A 15,418-nucleotide genomic window follows, 5' to 3' on the forward strand; every position below is an offset into this window, starting at 1 on the left:
AACCTAGGGGAAACTCCGTGGCTTTTTCGAAACAGAGTAACTTGTTCACGGCGATTGTTGTCACTTTTTGCGCTATTTCGCGATTCGGGCGGGTGATTTCGGCGTAACCTGTGAGGGGTGGGGCAGATCGAAAACTTCGCCGAACGTCTTTTTCAAGGCCACATCCACATCCGCCATTGTGACCGGTAAACCTAAGTCGACCAGCGATGTGACACCGTGTTCCTGAATGCCGCAGGGGACAATACCGCCAAAGTGATCCAGATCCGGTTCGACATTTATCGAAATCCCGTGAAAGCTGATCCATTTCCTCAGCCGGATGCCGATGGCCGCGATCTTGTCTTCGGCTGTCTGACCCGTCGCAGTAAGTGGTTTGTCATTGCGCTGGACCCAGACGCCGACGCGCCCTTCGCGTATTTCCCCGGTGACATTAAATTCCGCCAACGCAGCAATAACCCAGTTTTCCAGCTGTTCTACAAAACGGCGCACGTCATGGCCTCGTTTTCCGACATCTAGCATGACATAGACGACGCGCTGGCCCGGCCCGTGATAGGTGTATTGCCCGCCGCGTTTGCTTTCATACACGGGAAAGCGGTCGGGATCGGTCAGGTCTTCCCGTTTGGCGGATGTGCCAGCCGTGTAAAGCGCGGGATGCTCCAGCAGCCAGATGCACTCGTCTGCCTCGCCCGCCGCAATGGCGGCAACACGTGCTTCCATAAAAGCGATGGCCTCGTCGTAATCGGTCAGCCCGTCGGTCGTCTTCCATTCCATGTGATGTCCTTAGACGGTCTGCGGGGTGGGGGAAAGACCTCAGGCGGCCTCGGACAGGCACCTTTGGAGCGCCTGCGCATAGGTGTCGGTTCCTTGTGCGCCGGTCAGCAGGTACTTGCCGCCGAACACCATTGCGGGGACACCGGAAATGCCCCGGCTGGTCCAGAACTGCTGTTTTTTTCGGACCGGTCCGGCATGAGCACCAGAATCCAGCGCGGCGTGTGCTGCCGTTGGGTCCAATCCGGCCACCTCGACCGCGCCCATCAGGACCTCGGTGTCTGAAACGTCACGTTGCTGGGTGAAATAGGCATCGAACAGCGCCAGTTTGAGCGGATGCTGCCGCCCCTGACCCTCAGCCCAATCCAAGAGTTGGTGCGCCGCGAAGGTGTTGTAGATTCGGCTGTCGTCGTTGAAACTGAAGACGAACCCAAGCTCGGCCCCCAAAGTGGTCAGGCGGTCGCGGGCTTGCTGGCTCTGTTCTGCGGTCGAGCCGTATTTCTCCATAATATGTTCGCGCAGGTTTTGCCCCACTGGGCCCATGTTCGGGTTCAGTTCGAACGGATGCCATCGCAGTCGCGCCAGCACGTTTTCCTGCTGAAGCGCCAGATCAAGCTGGCGAAATCCCACAATGCACCAGGGGCACACAACATCCGAGACGACGTCGATCTGGACAACGGGGCGAGGGTCAGCGGCTGTCATGCAATGCTCCTGACTATAGGCTTTAGGATTTCATATGAGCTACAGATATGAAGTGCGAAAATGAAATCAATCCGCCCGTATATTTGCCTCTTCACATCCTGCGCCTGTCCGTCTATACGCGCCTCTACCAAGTCATTGGCAGTGCGGTCGTGGCGGAATTGGTAGACGCGCAGCGTTGAGGTCGCTGTGGGGTAACACCCGTGGAAGTTCGAGTCTTCTCGACCGCACCAAGTGCTTGATTTTCAACAGGTTTCTTCGCCGAATGTAACGGTAAATGGAGCCTTTTGAGATGGATGTACGGGTGCCGAAGGGCCTCTTTAAGAGAGGCAAGGGTTACGCGGTAAGAGTCGCAGTACCCAACGAATATCAAGCTATCATTGGCAAGAAAGAGATCGTGCGGGGTCTCGGAACGCAGGATTTGGCTGAGGCTTTAGTCAGACGAAAAGAGGTCTTGCCGGAATTACTTGCATCGATTGGTGAGGGTTCAATGCCTGAGCCTGTCGTAAAGCAAGTAGCGCGGCACACCTCACAAGAAGGGACCACCGTCAAGGATACAGCACACCGCTGGCTGAGAGAGGCAGACGGTATCAAGGAGTCCACCAAGGCTAGATACAGACAGCACCTTGAAGGCTTCGAAGCTTTCGCAGGGAACATTGAAGTAACTGAAATCAATAGGGCGTTGGCTCTGGATTTCATGGATTACCTCAAAAGAACACCTTCTGAACGTACTGGCGAACTACTTTCCGCCCGGTCATTGCAGTCCTATCAGTGCTGTCTGGCGTCCTATTGGCGTGTCTTGGATCATTGGGGTGTTGTCGATCCTGACGTTCGTAATCCTTTCTCGTCGCTCTTGAGACGTGTGGCGGGTCAGAAGAAGAAGGTTGACCTGAGGGAGAAGAAACTTAGGCCAGTAACCCGAGAGGAAGCAGAAAGCCTTCTAAACTACATCGCTGGAAACTCAGCCCTAAAGTACCAGTTCGAAATGTTCGTCACTGTCCGTCTACTCTGGGTTACCGGGTGCCGACTAAACGAAATCTGTGGGCGCTACCTGTCCGACATTGACGACAGAGGGGACTATATCTGCATCAACATCCCTGAGGCCAAGACAGAAGCGGGGAAGCGGTCAGTCATGATCGTTGGTGAGGATGACTGTGAATTGCTTCGAACGGCTATGAAGCAAGCAACCATTGTCGAACCGTCTTGTCCAGAGAATGAAGGTCGGTTGTTCCCTCGGATCAACCTAGGTGGTTACGACAAGCAGCCTAGCCACTACCTCGGGAAAGCCTTGGAGAAGGCGAGGAAAGCACTAGAAGGCGATACCTCCAAGTGGGACATGCACTCGTTCAGACGAACCGCTGTATCGGCTCTTGTGAACGCGGGTGTTGCGCGAGAGGCAAGGAACCTTGCGGTCGGCCACTCCAACAAGGATGACATTGGTATCAGCGTCTATGCCAAGAGGGCAGAGCTGCATGAGATTGTCATAGCTACCTTTGAAATGCTCTATCGCGAGCTCGGGGGAAGTCTGAAGCCACGATGTCTTGCGTAGCTGTCGTTAGATTTTGAGTTGAACTTGACGAGGCTGGCGGTTATCCCGCTAGCCTTGTCTCTAAGGTGGCCGTTGTTTCGTAGACGCTTTGCCTCCTAACTGTGAGGCAAGGAGGCCGACATGGGGAAAAGTGATAACAGCGATGAGTTCAAGTGTGACGCGTGCATCAGATTTCGGTGCCGAGTAATCCTGTTCTGGAGGTATCTTGCCTCCAAGGCCAAGTTCAGTTTGCTCTCGTCAGTTCGTTTTTCTCATGGTCCTGAGGTTATCCGCGATCTCCGGCGGCAGCCCGGCCAATAAAGAACTCCGAATGCCAATCAAGCAACGCCTACCATTCGACGTGCATTCCTCCAACTAGCGCAACTCGGCAACAATCGCTTAACTCTTTAATATTATTATATTTAATTGATCAGATAAAAGTTTTTCGATATTCAAGTCGGCGCGTGTAATACTATTTTCGGACTTCAGTTTTTCAACGTCCAATTGGAAGTCCGGAGATCGTATTAGACTCTATTTGTGACTCGGACTGCATGTTGAACTTATCGAAATTCTCAACAAGATATGCTAACATATTCATAATTAGATCATAAGCTTAATAGAAAAAACCGGAGATTTTATTATGAAGCGAAAGATACTACACAATGTTTTTCGACTCGTCGTCTTGCTGCAGCTTTTGTTGCCAATGACGCGGGATGTATTCGCCGAAGGTGCGACACCCTATAAGTGCAATTGCAATTTGGTTCCGGAAGGCCCTCCGTACAAGAACGGTGCTTGGGTTAGCAACGCTACGTCGTGTTGGTCTCACGAATATGTCGGAAGAGAATGGTGTACCATTCAAGTTGCGACGCTGGAAGGGACAGGGCAACACGAAGAAACAATATCCGAAGTAATCTCGATTTACCTTGATGGGGGAAGCCAGCCTACAGCAGATTTTTTTAAAGACCTATTCACTTCACATATTATGGAGATGGCTGAGGCCGGTCTCCTTCCTGAAAATACGGAGCCAGAGGACTACATTGGCGTAATCTCGCAAGTATTTGAAAGTGAGGCGGCGCAAGTCGGAGTTTGTGTATCGTCTCTAAACGCCTGGAGGGAATCTAAGGAAGGCCTCGATATGACGCAGAAGGATCGACTTGTCTGCGGAGTTGGGTCCTCAAGTGGTTGGTTTAACATAGGTGTGCTGTTTGATAACTTTATTCTGATTTTTAGGACCGCACCAAATGGCTAACGGGAATAATCAAACCTCCATAGGCGAAAAAGTGTTTTATTGGTTCCTCGGTGCCGTATGCTCTGTTCCTATTTCTGTACTGTTCGCTGAGCCTATCGAGTCGGCATTTGACTACGTAATGGCCGGTAACGCTAGAGTGTCGTTTGATTTTCAAGCCGAACAAGGATGCCCTAGTGGAAGACTCAAGGACATACTCGCGGTAAGCAATATCATTCCCACGGGTGGGGTAGAAAACCTAATCATTTGCGATGATAGGAAAATGTTTACAACGGAAACAAGACAATTCAGTGATTTAGCTTCGACCTTTAAAGGCTGTTTGCACTACATGCCCGGTAGCCCCAACGTCATGATGCTTCGCAGAAAAAGTGTTGCTGTTTGCACTGTACCTGGTCGAACAACTATGATTTGCGACGGTAAGAAGGCCAGAGAAACGTATGGCGGTTTCGATGATACTTTTGACCCACTTGAATGCGACGTTGATACGTTGAGGCAATATGGTTTTTTACAATGAGTTTTGTGTTACACAAACTGTCTTGCGACAATGCTCCTGAAAGCACTGCGACTAGTACGTAGGATTGAAATTACCCGCAAAGAGGTGGGTTGTGATTTGACAAGGTGTGACAACTGTTTCTTTGAGCAGCGAAGTTTCATTCAGAAACTGGCATTATCGGCTCTCGAAGGTGTTCCTTACGTGGGGTTGCAGACTTCGGAGATCGAGAGTTTCCTGCGAATGACGAGAGGCAATGCTACTCGCGAAACGCTTCTTCCTACCGATTTTTTTGAGGTAGCACAGCTTGAAAAAAAAATTTACGAGGAGTTTCCTGACCAAATCAAGGGTCCGAAGGTGCTATCGGATCTAATCTCGGCCTCCTTTGTCTCATCCACCGTTCGGGATTTACCCCAATTGTGCATAAAGACGGCGAGTAAGAAAGGGATTGTATCGTATGTAGTCGCTCTTTTTGGTGACTCAACAAACACGAAAGGACAATTCTTCACCCGATCTCTGAAAAAGACAGTAGGCTCAACCGAGTGTCTGTATGTCTCCGATTGGCAATCAGTAAGTCCTAGAGCGGGAGGCATTTCTGCTCGGATATTTTTCCAGTCCTACGGACGACTACTGAGTCGACTTGGTCGGCCTGTCCCGATTGTTGCGCATGCAAGAGTCTCTACTTCCCTACAGGCTGTTGTCAGTCATTTGCCGCTTCTTGCAAGGTACACTAAAGAAGGCATGAAGGAGCCGGATCGTTTGGACCGGCTGTTTGTTCGCGAAGTGAATGAGATTACCAATTCTGGAGAACGCTATACAGGCATTATTATATCACAAAACAAATAGGACCGGCATGCACCGGTCCCATTGATCTCTTGTTGGCAAAGCAGTCAGCAATTAGTCGTCGCTGGATCCGCCATCGCCATAATCGTCGTGGTCAGGAATTTCGTCACCAGAAGGGTCTGGGTCGCTACCTCCTAGTAGCAAAGGAATTGGGTAGTCTGGTTGTGCATAACACAGTTGATGATGAAAGCTCATTGGTTTTCTCCATTGCGACCGCTGGAACGAACTTGGTGAATTGCGGCCATAGAGCAATTATGCCTTTGGGCTAGATTTTTGAAAATAATTTTGTTTTTACAATTATTTAGGTTGATTGTCCAAATGGTTTTTCGACAAGAAATCGTGCCAAAAATTGACTCAATTCCCGTAAGAATTACCACGTGTGTTGCAGCAAAAGATCATAGTATATACCAGGTGGCAATTCGTTGAACACGGAATCTCCATCCTCACTATTGGATGCTTGTTGAACCACAACCTTGTCAATTGTCGTGAAGATATGGGTCAGCTGAGTCAGCTTCTTAAAGTGCTCCTTTTCGAAAAATAGATATGACTTGGTGCGATTAAGATTTAGATCGGGCCACTTGGAGATCGGCCATTTGGTGCCGATGTCCTCGTTGGTCAAGCGGGAGAACATGTCAAGCTTAGTGACTGCTTCTTCTAGAAACTTCTTTGCCGTCTGCCGAGACGACGGCGCACCATGTTTGGCAGCTGCGATTTCATCAAGAACAATGCTTTGGTCGACGACCGGGTGACCTGTTTTTGGATGCGTGGGCCCATCACTGCCAGACACTTCGCGAACCATTGAAACAAGCCCTATTCGTATCGGGTGGTAAACAGATTTTCCGTATACATGTGCGTATGCTCGATCTTCCATTCTGAGCCGGTTAATGTGCAATCTGGCTATGTCCAGAGTTCCCGGCTTTACATTCTGGTCCACCATTTTCACCAAAAACCAATAAGATTGTATCGTCTCTGTATATGTGCCAACTATATTGAGCGTGGTTGTGTCAAGTTGATTTAGGGGGGAAGCTAATGCCACGGGACATTTTGGATACCGATTGTTCGGATCGGTCTTCACTTCCATTCCGAGTTGGTGATCTTAGTTCTGAGGTGCGTCTGAGCATTTGCAAACGAGCTGCTGCAAAGTCCGGACTCACATTTGCTCAGGCCAACAACATGCTGGATGACTTGGTACTTTTTCTATCCGCGAGCGTCGCATTTGACGATGCGTTGTTTAGCCCTCCCGAAGTTATCGATAATGTTTGGCATGAGTTCATTCTGCATACGCACGCCTATATGGATTTCTGTCGCTCTCTTGGTGTCTATTATATTCACCATGTGCCATGTGACGAAAATGGAAGTGCAACAAAGGTACCACATGGGCGGGATGTTAGAACTATTCTGGACGAACTGGGTTTACGCTACGACAGCCGAGTTTGGGAAAACTTCAAGGCTGCTTGCTACGGCTGCGACATGGAAATTCAGCGCTTGTAACCGAACTGTTTAGGTTTTCTCAGGCATTTGAAGCTACCGGCGCGTGTTTTGGTCAACACAAGCTTAGGGCGAGGGGCATTAGGTGCGGGTACCTACTAAGGAATCGTTCTTGGGGTAACCGGACGAGAACGGCGGGTACTAAAGCTGAGGCTATCGCAAGCATCAAGCGGGACTATGAGCAAGACACAGAGTCGTGGATGGATAAGCATTCGAAAGGCTTTGCGGTACTCAAGGGGCGTCAGGCGTTCTTTGAGAGAATGCAGAGGAACCTTGAGATTGCTGAGGCTGCTAAAGTGCTCAGTCTTAACTAACGTTTTAATGCTAAAAAACATGCGCGGTGTACTTTCGCTTCGGTAAATGCACCGCGCCTTTGGCTCAAATTCTGTAAAGTCTCACCGACTTGGTGCACAATTTATGGTTGCGTGGGTGTAGTCTCAGTGTAAACTGCATGAAAAAGCTGGTGGAATGCATTGAGTTTAGCCAAAAAAATAGAAACCGTTCCGCAGCGCGAAGTGGCCGGATCAGACGCTTACGCTGCGTTTGAGTTTCAACTAATGTTCGGTGTTGAGCTCTTGTTCGACAGCTACGATAAGTTGGACGACTATGCGGTTTTGTTCGAATTCCATGACGATATAGTGCTTTTGACGGGAACGCAGAATCCATCCGAGATTGAGTTTTTTCAGCTAAAGCACACTACTGGGGGTAACTGGACGTTACCTAAACTTACGCGCCAATCCAAAAAGGGAAAAGAAGTATCGCAGTCGATACTGCAAAAGCTTCACGGAAATGTAGCTGCGTTTGACGGGTTCGCAAAAACGGCTCAAGTTGTCTCAAACACTTACTGTTCTGAGTTCGGTCAAGCCAGCAACTCAAGCTTTAATGCTTTAGCTGACGATAGAAAGAAGGCGAAACTCGTTGAACACATTCAATCTGTTTACCCTGATGCGGACGCAAACTGCTTGGACGTGTTGGGCTTTAGGCGAACGGAGTTGGATAAGTCATCTTGTCACGAGTTGGTAAAAGGGCGTGTACATAGCTTTCTTAAAGATAAGGTTGGTGGAGATGCTTTTCAGCTCGAAGCGTGTACCAATGCTATTGTTACACAGTGTCGGGTGCGTAACAAAAAACTTGCTACAGATATCCAAGGCCCAGCGAACGAGATAATATCCCAAAAGGGTATTACTAAAGCTAACGTAAAGGAGTGGCTCGACGGTATTGAGGCGAACCGAAATGCCCCAGATTGGCAGTTTGTACACACGTATCTTGGGGCCGCATGGGGTTTTCAGGAAACAAATTTGGTCAGATTGGCCTACGACAGCTATAGAGTTGAGGCGCTGGACAGTGCAAATGATGCGCAAAACGCTCTGATAAAAAGTATCAGGGAAACACTTAGCACTTCTGACAGCATTGGTGCTTTTCACGAGTACGTTGACGCCTTGATAACCGCAGGCGGCTTGATTGGCGTGGCATCAGGGTTGGGTTACACCCGGCCCCAACTGAGAGCGATGGTGATCTATGAAATTTTCAGATCTCAATAAGCAAGAGCAATTTAAGAAGTTAATTCGAAGCCTCAGGAAAAAGACTAATGAAAAAACTGAACTTCAAAAAGCTATGGATAGTCTCGGACAGAGAGAAGAGCGCGAGGATAGAGACGCTTAACTACGATGAAATCGTTGTCACTAGCTATGGAGTCAACCGAACCGGAAAGTCAAGCTTTATCAAATCCTTGTACGCCGCTCTGGGCGCAGACCCCAAAAAGAACAATAGTGATTGGGAGGCGCTGGAGACTAAACTTCTTCTGGAGTTCAGCTTAGATGACGTGACATACTTTTCCCTTCGTGTCGGAAAAAATATCGCCTTATTCGCAGCGAGTGGTGAGATGATTGCTGTGCACTACGGTGTTACAAAGTCATCTAGAACTTGGGCAAAACTTTTAGATGCTCAGATTCAACTTCCAGGCGCTCGCGGGGGCTTGGTGGACCCACTACCCGCCGCGTTCTTCATGCCTTTTTACATAGATCAGGACACTGGATTGAATGATACTTGGGCGTCATTTCATGGTTTAAACGCCTACAAGGATTACAAAGACACGCTAGTTTCTTTTCACTCTGGGGCTCTACCGAAAGAGTACTATTTAGGTAAAGCTGAGAAGGAAGTTGCGAAAAGGGAGCTAGCGGAGAGGGAGAAGGAAAGAGGTCATCTTGAGTTTGCTCAAGAAAAACTGGAAATCCTCACACTCGACAGTGACTTATCCTTTGATGCTCGGGAGTTTGAAAGTGAGATAAACGCCTACCTCGAAAAACAGAATAAGTTTAACGAGGTGAGGGAAAAAATTCGGTTTGAAATAAGAGAGCTGCAAGGACAACGAAGCCGCCTACAGCAAGAACAAAAGTTGGCCGCTGCTACTCTCAAAGAGCTAGAAGCAGACGTTTCCTACCTAAAGAAAGTAGACACCTCAGAGATCATTTGCCCAACATGCAACGCGGTTCACGAAACGAGTTTCGCCAACACATTACGGCTTTCCGGTGATGCTGAAACTTGCCGAAATTACTTAAACTCTGCAAACGAAGAGGTTCAGAGGATTTCAGCCAAGATCGCTAAAAAATCTGTCGAACTCGTTGAGCAGGACAAAGGGGCTGCAGAGATCGACAGACTCCTCGGTGAAAAGAGAGGGGCGCTAACTCTCCGAAAATTGCTCGAACATGAGAGTCGAAGAATTGCTGGGGTCAATATTGAAGCCGAAAAGTCAAAGATTGACAAAGATATTGGGTCCGCGAACGAACGCATAAAGTCTGCTTCCGCGAAGATGCGTGAAAACAACGACCCGAAGCGAAGAGACGAAATCTTAGAGTTCTATCAGGGAAAACTCCGATCTTTCTGCAATGAGTTGAATCTAACGTCTCCGCCGGAAAGAGTTTTTGGAGACTTGCGCCCAGTGATCTCGGACACCGGGAGTGACTTGCCTCGCCTAATATTGGCATATCACTACGCCATTTTGCACACAGTTGCAGAGTACTCATCCTGCGTAATTGCGCCGATTGTGTTCGACACAGCTCAGCATCAAGATCAGGACCCAACTAACATCAATGCGATGATTGAGTTTGCGTTTGAAAAACGTCCCGAGGGTACTCAATTTATTTTTGGAACAGTTGGACTTCATGAATACCAGTATTCTGGTGCAACCATTGTATCAGCAGAACGGCGTAAGCTTCTTTCGAAAGATGAATACGAAAGCGTGTCTGACCAAATTGCGCCGTTTGTTGCGCAGATGTTCTCTGATCAGTTCGATTCATGATGTCGACTCTCACCAAGGCGAGACTGTTTTTCACAAAAAATCTGTGAGGGTATTATCGGTAGGTCCGCTCGGGTCTACCGCCCGTGCCCCCTACAGCAATCTCAAAGTCCAACCGACCGTCCACCCAGGGCAACCGACAGCCACACTTCGATCCACTGTGAGACAGAGCAGGGGGAATAAACCTCCATATGGCACAACACACACACCTAACCCTTGGTGCTTCGGGTATTGTTACTCGTAGTAGTTCTAATGATTACAAGTGGTTACCTTAGATGCTGGCGCGTGTATGTACGGGATTGGTGCGAATGATACTCTTTAAACAGTCATAATTGCTGCGCTAGACTACCCAGATGGTGCCCGAGGTGGACAGCCGTTGACCCATGTTCCCTATAAGGAAGCTCAGGGTCGAACTGGGGAGGTCTTTGTCGAGACTCACGACATCTGTGAAATCTCAGGCAAAGGCGGAAGCTGCGGCATCTAAGAAAATGTGGTTAGGGGAGAGGTCTAAGGACTTCTCTCCGCTACCGGATAATAAACCCCTCATATGGAGTACAAAACTATGTCGCCCCGGATTTGGGCGCGTCCTCAGGTTTTTTGTGAACGGTACTCCATTCGCTACTTGCGAGGGGTTCGCAACAACTTCTCAAACATATTTTCTTTGAACACCAATTCTTTGGAGGCTTACCTATGTCCGTTTTCGAAGCCAGTTTCAAAAGCGTCGATCCTATCACCGGCGACGCAAAGCTTGACAGAATATTAACTATGCGAGCCAGAAGTGCCGCACAGGTCCAAGCACATGTTGAAACTCTTGGCCTAACCCAAGGCAACCCCGGTGAACTAATCGTTTACCGCTTCTGATACTCAAAAATTTCCAGCACATGAATGCACTGATTGAACCTCTGGTGGAGGGCGATAGCCCTTTACCTTCACACACTCTATGTCCAGTCTGCGGGTCGCTCTTCAAGTTCAGACGAAACAAAGCTTATTGCTCCGCCCGTTGCCGAAAGACGGACAGCAAGCGACGAACGCGCGAAGCCAACCCACTCGCAGAAAACCGACGGTATCGCTTGGAGCGGTTCAACCTAGCCAAAGAACTAGGGGATTCCTTTTACGCACTTAGACCCGTAGACCGCGCAGATTTTCTTTTGACCACAATCGAACGCGCCATGTCTGGTAGCGAGCCTATGGTAAGGGACATATTGACTGCACCCTATTGGATCAAACCCGACCAGACGAAGCGCAATCTCTTTCCTCGAAAGAGCCCTAAGGGATACAGAACCATCGGGCAGTTGACCAACATACTTTGTCTACGATCCCCTTGGCGGGAGACAATTACAAATGTCATTAAGTCTCGCATTCCATTTGATCTGGAGTGGGTCACCAATATTGAAGGTGATGGTCTACCTACCGATGCAGGCTTTGAAATGGAGGCGGGAGAATATTCACCTGACAGAGTCCACCCATTTTATTCAGGTGAGGCTTACCCGTTTCGGTTCCCAAGGAAGTCGTACCCAACAACCCGCGAAGAACTGATTGCGAATACACCCGACGACTATTGGGAGACGGTTGAAACGTCAAAAAGCGTCGACACCCACGTAGTATAAGATGCGTCAGACGAAAAACGTCGACACCCACGTAGTATGTATCACGAAGACAGCCTCGCCATTCGGCGGGGCTTTTCATTTCCACTGACAAAGGAGAAATCAAAAATGACCAAGACCCAAAAGCTGCTATCGCCTCAGAACCTTCTGCTACTTCATCAGATGTTCGATACTTCGGAGATAGAGAGTGGTGTCCTATTCTGGAGAGAACGCCCTCGAAGTCACTTTAAGAGTGAACGACAACAACTTAGTTTTAATCGCCAATGGGCAGGTAAAATGGTTGGTCGCAAGGCCACCCAAGCTGATCCTAGGGTCACTGTAAGAATAACCCTGCCAAACAGACGCGACACCCTGGTCCTGATGCACCGTCTCATTTGGTTGCTCTACTACGGTGAGGAACCACCCAAGATGATCGATCACATCAACCGCATTAGTTGGGACAACCGACCGTCGAACCTCAGGGCAACAACACCAAAACAGAACTCCGAAAACAGTATTACCCATTCCTCTTGTTGTTCCTCTGGGTCGATCTCAGAGACTACGGGAGGTCTCTACAGGCTGGACTTTCAGCCGCCAGAAGGAAATCCATGGAAACTTGAGTTTGGCTCTGTATTGCTGGCGGAGACAGCCATGAATTATCTGTCTTTCCTTTACGACGACAACTGGCAGCTCAAGGCGGACATGAGTACCTGATTTGGCTGACTACTTCACGATCATCCTTACCCACTTCAACGAAGTCATTTTCTATATCGGTCAACTAGACAGAGTGACCGGTGACAAACCCTCAAAGCAACCAAACCAATGAAAAACAAATTTAAGACTATCGCTCTTTGCGAATACTTCCGAACCAAACCAGACGGCGAATACCACCCATTCGTTGTCAGTTCCGACCTAGGTATAAACAATTCTAGTTGGCGGCGTTATGCGTTGATGCATCTGTACCCCAAAGACTCGGAGGCACGACAAGAACTTGCCAAGGTAGGAGTTACTATCAAGACCCTTCCAAAAGTACACGAAGTACGTGGGGGCAAGGTAATCATCTCGACGTTTGTGAAAGAGACAAGCGCACGTGATGCCTAGGCTTCCTTTGTCTAGCATCCCGGCGGGAAGGCGAAGTAAGGCTTCTCGGGAAGCACTGCGACAGAGGCGAAATGAACAAGAACGCGCGAATAAAGGCCAACCTTGTACAGTAACGGGTTGTGACAAACCAAGGCGTGGTGTGTCTTGTTACTGCCGTGAGCATTACCAACGAAACCGTAGATACGGACACCCCACGGGTCGCTTGCCAACCCAAGGCGAACTTCGAGCCCTAGAAGCCGCTATCAAGGCATGGCTCGAAGAAGACTACCTCACCAATGACTTTGCCAAGCGTTCCTTCAAGTCCTCTTGGGGTTCAGCCCAGCGCACCATTACCCACAACCCGGCCTTTGCTCTGCCGTTCTTTCGGCTTGAGGGAAACATGGGATACACCCAGAAGGCCAAAGCCTGGGTGATCCTCTCCAACTACGTTCACCGAGAGAAGAACTCACTGTCAGACGCTATGGTCAGATACATGGCCTGTCGTCTTTGGTCAGAGTTCCTCTGGCAGATGCCGGATGGAAAACGTGGGGCAGTCAAGGCCCGGAACTTCTTTGTCGATACATGGGCAGGGAAGTTCGTACTGGCCAACTCAGGTTTCACTAAGACCAAGACGGAAGAGAAGATCATCCGTTGGGAGAAGCCTTGGTACGTGTCGGATGATCCGATCCAAAACCAACCCCGTCCTATCACTGAGAAGGTGACAAAGAAGGTCACCATCAACCGTTTCAAGGCCGGACCGATTGTCCGGGCCATTGGAAAGGAACTCCATGAGGCTGTCGATCACGCGATGGGCAAAGCGTGGAGTTCCGACCATCGCCTTCTAGAGAAGGCACATGAGGCTCTTGGCCTCTCACTCAATATTTCTAAGAAAGAAGACATATTATATGACAATTGAACACCTCATCGCTGACGACAATGCGGCGGTACCTAACAGCAATCTCGGCAATTCAGGCGAATTGAGAGCTACGGCTCGTGACGTGACCGCTGAGGCCCGTGCCAAGGGTCACTTCAACACTGCTTCCGCACACATCCCTACTGCCGAGGCCAACAATAACCCCGACATTGTTGCTCGTGACGGTATGCGCATCCATGCGGGAGGGGAATACCAACCGACCGATCTGTTGGTAATAGAAGGTATGGAAGTGACTTATGAGATGGCTCAATCGCTTGGGTTGATCAGTGGCGGTCAATTCACTTCGCCTCAAGAAACTTCCCTACAAGGCGCTGAGATTGTCTCAGAGAATGAACCTGTAGATGATCGACAGGCCGAGGCGATAATGTTGGGCGACCAAATGACGATAGCCTTTGGGGATCAAGCTGCCGACGTTCTACAAGTGGTTGGAAAGGATATCGCTCAGAACGGTGAAATTAGCGAGCACGGTTTGGATTACTTCCAGCGGCACATGAACATGTCTCCCCAGCAAGCGAGAGAGACCGTTGACGAGTTGGAAGGGGTAGGAAACCGAGTCTTACAAGGCTTCCTTAACAATGGTGACGGGTATGAAATCGACCGAGTAGCCTTTCTAGCTGATTTGGCTGAAACAGGCACTCGCGATCAAAGAGAGACGGTTAGAGATATTTGGTTCAAGGCCGCAACGGGGCAGATCACAAGAGATGCGGCCATCAACGCCTTTGATCGATTGGTAGAACCGTATGCCTGACCTCAATAAAACCGATAGCATCAAGAACGCCACCCAGGGCGAACTCGAAGAACTCAACGGGCTACTCGTTCGGGAGTTAATCGGAAAGATCAAGGAAGGTACCGCCAACGGTACCGACCTCTCTACGGCGGCAAAGCTAGTGTTGTCGAACAAGGTGGAACCGATCGACCCAAGGGTTCCTGCGACTTCCTATCACAATCAGATTCCATCGGAGCAGTGGGACTACCCAGTGGACGTGGACACCTAGTCGCTGTCGGCTTTTCTGGCCGCTTGCTTGGCCTCGAATTGTTTCCACACATGCATACGCCCTTTCTGCCTCGCATCCGCCAGCCATAGCTTTCTACGCGCGTTAGGGTGTTCAAGAGGGCGGTACAAACCGCCGGAAAACTTTGGCCAATCGATGGCCAACCCGAGTTTAACCATTTCAGCTGATAGGTCGCGACCGTCTGGCAGAGTACACTTTGCGACGGTCCGACCGTGTGCGTCCTTCTCGGTTATCTTAACCCTTACAGTTTGGCCTTTGCATAACGCAACAAGTGCCCACTTCGCCTTTTGGCCGAAAGGATGATCGATCTCAGGGGCATCAACGCCAAACAGACGTATCTGAGTTTTGCGAACTACGATTGTATCACCATCCACTACGTGAGCAGTCCCTTGCAGGACGGTCTTTTCCGGGTGCGCACTAGTGGCGTCGAAGCGCTTTAGTTCCCTTCTCGGTC

At 49.5% G+C, this 15,418-nt stretch carries 15 protein-coding genes and 1 tRNA gene; 12 read left to right on the forward strand and 4 right to left on the reverse strand.

Annotation, left to right across the window (positions count from 1 at the left end; translation table 11 throughout):
• Nucleotides 1-72 precede the first annotated feature (72 nt).
• Both lipB and AC2TEL_RS01085 read right to left on the reverse strand, forming a co-directional pair.
• The gene (gene lipB, locus AC2TEL_RS01080) at nt 73-768 is read right to left on the reverse strand and encodes a lipoyl(octanoyl) transferase LipB (RefSeq protein WP_480842280.1); all 696 of its coding nucleotides are present in this window, start codon (nt 766-768) and stop codon (nt 73-75) included.
• Nucleotides 769-807: 39 nt separating this feature from the next.
• Nucleotides 808-1,467 (reverse strand): DsbA family oxidoreductase, encoded by a 660-nt coding sequence (locus AC2TEL_RS01085; protein WP_480861886.1) that lies wholly within the window; start codon nt 1,465-1,467, stop codon nt 808-810.
• Between the two features lie 143 nt (nt 1,468-1,610).
• Here AC2TEL_RS01085 and AC2TEL_RS01090 point away from each other — a divergent pair.
• From AC2TEL_RS01090 to AC2TEL_RS01110, 5 genes are all read left to right on the forward strand, one after another.
• Nucleotides 1,611-1,697, forward strand: a tRNA-Leu gene (locus tag AC2TEL_RS01090).
• Nucleotides 1,698-1,741: 44 nt separating this feature from the next.
• Nucleotides 1,742-3,013 (forward strand): tyrosine-type recombinase/integrase, encoded by a 1,272-nt coding sequence (locus AC2TEL_RS01095; protein WP_480901462.1) that lies wholly within the window; start codon nt 1,742-1,744, stop codon nt 3,011-3,013.
• A 619-nt stretch (nt 3,014-3,632) separates the two neighbouring features.
• Nucleotides 3,633-4,241 carry a hypothetical protein gene (locus AC2TEL_RS01100; RefSeq protein WP_480901463.1) on the forward strand — a complete coding sequence of 203 codons (609 nt, stop codon included), beginning with the start codon at nt 3,633-3,635 and terminating at the stop codon, nt 4,239-4,241.
• A complete protein-coding gene (locus AC2TEL_RS01105; RefSeq protein WP_480901464.1) occupies nt 4,234-4,752 on the forward strand; it encodes a hypothetical protein in 519 nt (172 codons plus the stop codon). The genes AC2TEL_RS01100 and AC2TEL_RS01105 overlap by 8 nt, the downstream gene beginning before the upstream one ends.
• 30 nt (nt 4,753-4,782) lie before the next feature.
• Nucleotides 4,783-5,574 carry a hypothetical protein gene (locus tag AC2TEL_RS01110; RefSeq protein ID WP_480901465.1) on the forward strand — a complete coding sequence of 264 codons (792 nt, stop codon included), beginning with the start codon at nt 4,783-4,785 and terminating at the stop codon, nt 5,572-5,574.
• A 367-nt stretch (nt 5,575-5,941) separates the two neighbouring features.
• Here the strand turns inward: AC2TEL_RS01110 and AC2TEL_RS01115 are convergent, their stop codons facing one another.
• The gene (locus AC2TEL_RS01115) at nt 5,942-6,442 is read right to left on the reverse strand and encodes a hypothetical protein (RefSeq protein ID WP_480901466.1); all 501 of its coding nucleotides are present in this window, start codon (nt 6,440-6,442) and stop codon (nt 5,942-5,944) included.
• A gap of 158 nt (nt 6,443-6,600) precedes the next feature.
• Between AC2TEL_RS01115 and AC2TEL_RS01120 the strand changes: the two genes are divergently transcribed.
• From AC2TEL_RS01120 to AC2TEL_RS01150, 7 genes are all read left to right on the forward strand, one after another.
• Nucleotides 6,601-7,062, forward strand: a complete 462-nt coding sequence (locus tag AC2TEL_RS01120; protein ID WP_480901468.1) for a glycine-rich domain-containing protein — start codon at nt 6,601-6,603, stop codon at nt 7,060-7,062.
• A 470-nt stretch (nt 7,063-7,532) separates the two neighbouring features.
• On the forward strand, nt 7,533-8,600 hold the full coding sequence (locus AC2TEL_RS01125; RefSeq protein WP_480901469.1) for a dsDNA nuclease domain-containing protein: 1,068 nt from the start codon (nt 7,533-7,535) through the stop codon (nt 8,598-8,600).
• A gap of 47 nt (nt 8,601-8,647) precedes the next feature.
• Nucleotides 8,648-10,357, forward strand: coding sequence for a hypothetical protein (locus AC2TEL_RS01130; RefSeq protein ID WP_480901470.1), 1,710 nt, complete (start codon nt 8,648-8,650; stop codon nt 10,355-10,357).
• Nucleotides 10,358-12,066: 1,709 nt separating this feature from the next.
• A complete protein-coding gene (locus AC2TEL_RS01135; RefSeq protein ID WP_480901471.1) occupies nt 12,067-12,651 on the forward strand; it encodes an HNH endonuclease signature motif containing protein in 585 nt (194 codons plus the stop codon).
• Nucleotides 12,652-13,240: 589 nt separating this feature from the next.
• On the forward strand, nt 13,241-13,933 hold the full coding sequence (locus AC2TEL_RS01140) for a hypothetical protein (RefSeq protein WP_480901472.1): 693 nt from the start codon (nt 13,241-13,243) through the stop codon (nt 13,931-13,933).
• On the forward strand, nt 13,923-14,699 hold the full coding sequence (locus tag AC2TEL_RS01145) for a hypothetical protein (protein WP_480901473.1): 777 nt from the start codon (nt 13,923-13,925) through the stop codon (nt 14,697-14,699). Before AC2TEL_RS01140 ends, AC2TEL_RS01145 begins: the two co-directional genes overlap by 11 nt.
• A complete protein-coding gene (locus AC2TEL_RS01150; RefSeq protein WP_480901474.1) occupies nt 14,692-14,946 on the forward strand; it encodes a hypothetical protein in 255 nt (84 codons plus the stop codon). Before AC2TEL_RS01145 ends, AC2TEL_RS01150 begins: the two co-directional genes overlap by 8 nt.
• Here the strand turns inward: AC2TEL_RS01150 and AC2TEL_RS01155 are convergent.
• Nucleotides 14,943-15,338 carry a thermonuclease family protein gene (locus tag AC2TEL_RS01155; protein WP_480901851.1) on the reverse strand — a complete coding sequence of 132 codons (396 nt, stop codon included), beginning with the start codon at nt 15,336-15,338 and terminating at the stop codon, nt 14,943-14,945. The genes AC2TEL_RS01150 and AC2TEL_RS01155 overlap by 4 nt on opposite strands.
• Between the last annotated feature and the right edge of the window lie 80 nt (nt 15,339-15,418).

The organism is Ruegeria sp. HKCCD9138 (assembly GCF_057220975.1).

What these genes read in the sequence shown, in the direction of transcription:
- lipB (WP_480842280.1), bottom strand. Translation starts at nt 768, where the DNA reads ATGGAATGGAAGACGACCGACGGGCTGACCGATTACGACGAGGCCATC.
- AC2TEL_RS01085 (WP_480861886.1), bottom strand. Translation starts at nt 1,467, where the DNA reads ATGACAGCCGCTGACCCTCGCCCCGTTGTCCAGATCGACGTCGTCTCG.
- AC2TEL_RS01095 (WP_480901462.1), top strand. Translation starts at nt 1,742, where the DNA reads ATGGAGCCTTTTGAGATGGATGTACGGGTGCCGAAGGGCCTCTTTAAG.
- AC2TEL_RS01100 (WP_480901463.1), top strand. Translation starts at nt 3,633, where the DNA reads ATGAAGCGAAAGATACTACACAATGTTTTTCGACTCGTCGTCTTGCTG.
- AC2TEL_RS01105 (WP_480901464.1), top strand. Translation starts at nt 4,234, where the DNA reads ATGGCTAACGGGAATAATCAAACCTCCATAGGCGAAAAAGTGTTTTAT.
- AC2TEL_RS01110 (WP_480901465.1), top strand. Translation starts at nt 4,783, where the DNA reads ATGCTCCTGAAAGCACTGCGACTAGTACGTAGGATTGAAATTACCCGC.
- AC2TEL_RS01115 (WP_480901466.1), bottom strand. Translation starts at nt 6,442, where the DNA reads ATGGAAGATCGAGCATACGCACATGTATACGGAAAATCTGTTTACCAC.
- AC2TEL_RS01120 (WP_480901468.1), top strand. Translation starts at nt 6,601, where the DNA reads ATGCCACGGGACATTTTGGATACCGATTGTTCGGATCGGTCTTCACTT.
- AC2TEL_RS01130 (WP_480901470.1), top strand. Translation starts at nt 8,648, where the DNA reads ATGAAAAAACTGAACTTCAAAAAGCTATGGATAGTCTCGGACAGAGAG.
- AC2TEL_RS01135 (WP_480901471.1), top strand. Translation starts at nt 12,067, where the DNA reads ATGACCAAGACCCAAAAGCTGCTATCGCCTCAGAACCTTCTGCTACTT.
- AC2TEL_RS01145 (WP_480901473.1), top strand. Translation starts at nt 13,923, where the DNA reads ATGACAATTGAACACCTCATCGCTGACGACAATGCGGCGGTACCTAAC.
- AC2TEL_RS01150 (WP_480901474.1), top strand. Translation starts at nt 14,692, where the DNA reads ATGCCTGACCTCAATAAAACCGATAGCATCAAGAACGCCACCCAGGGC.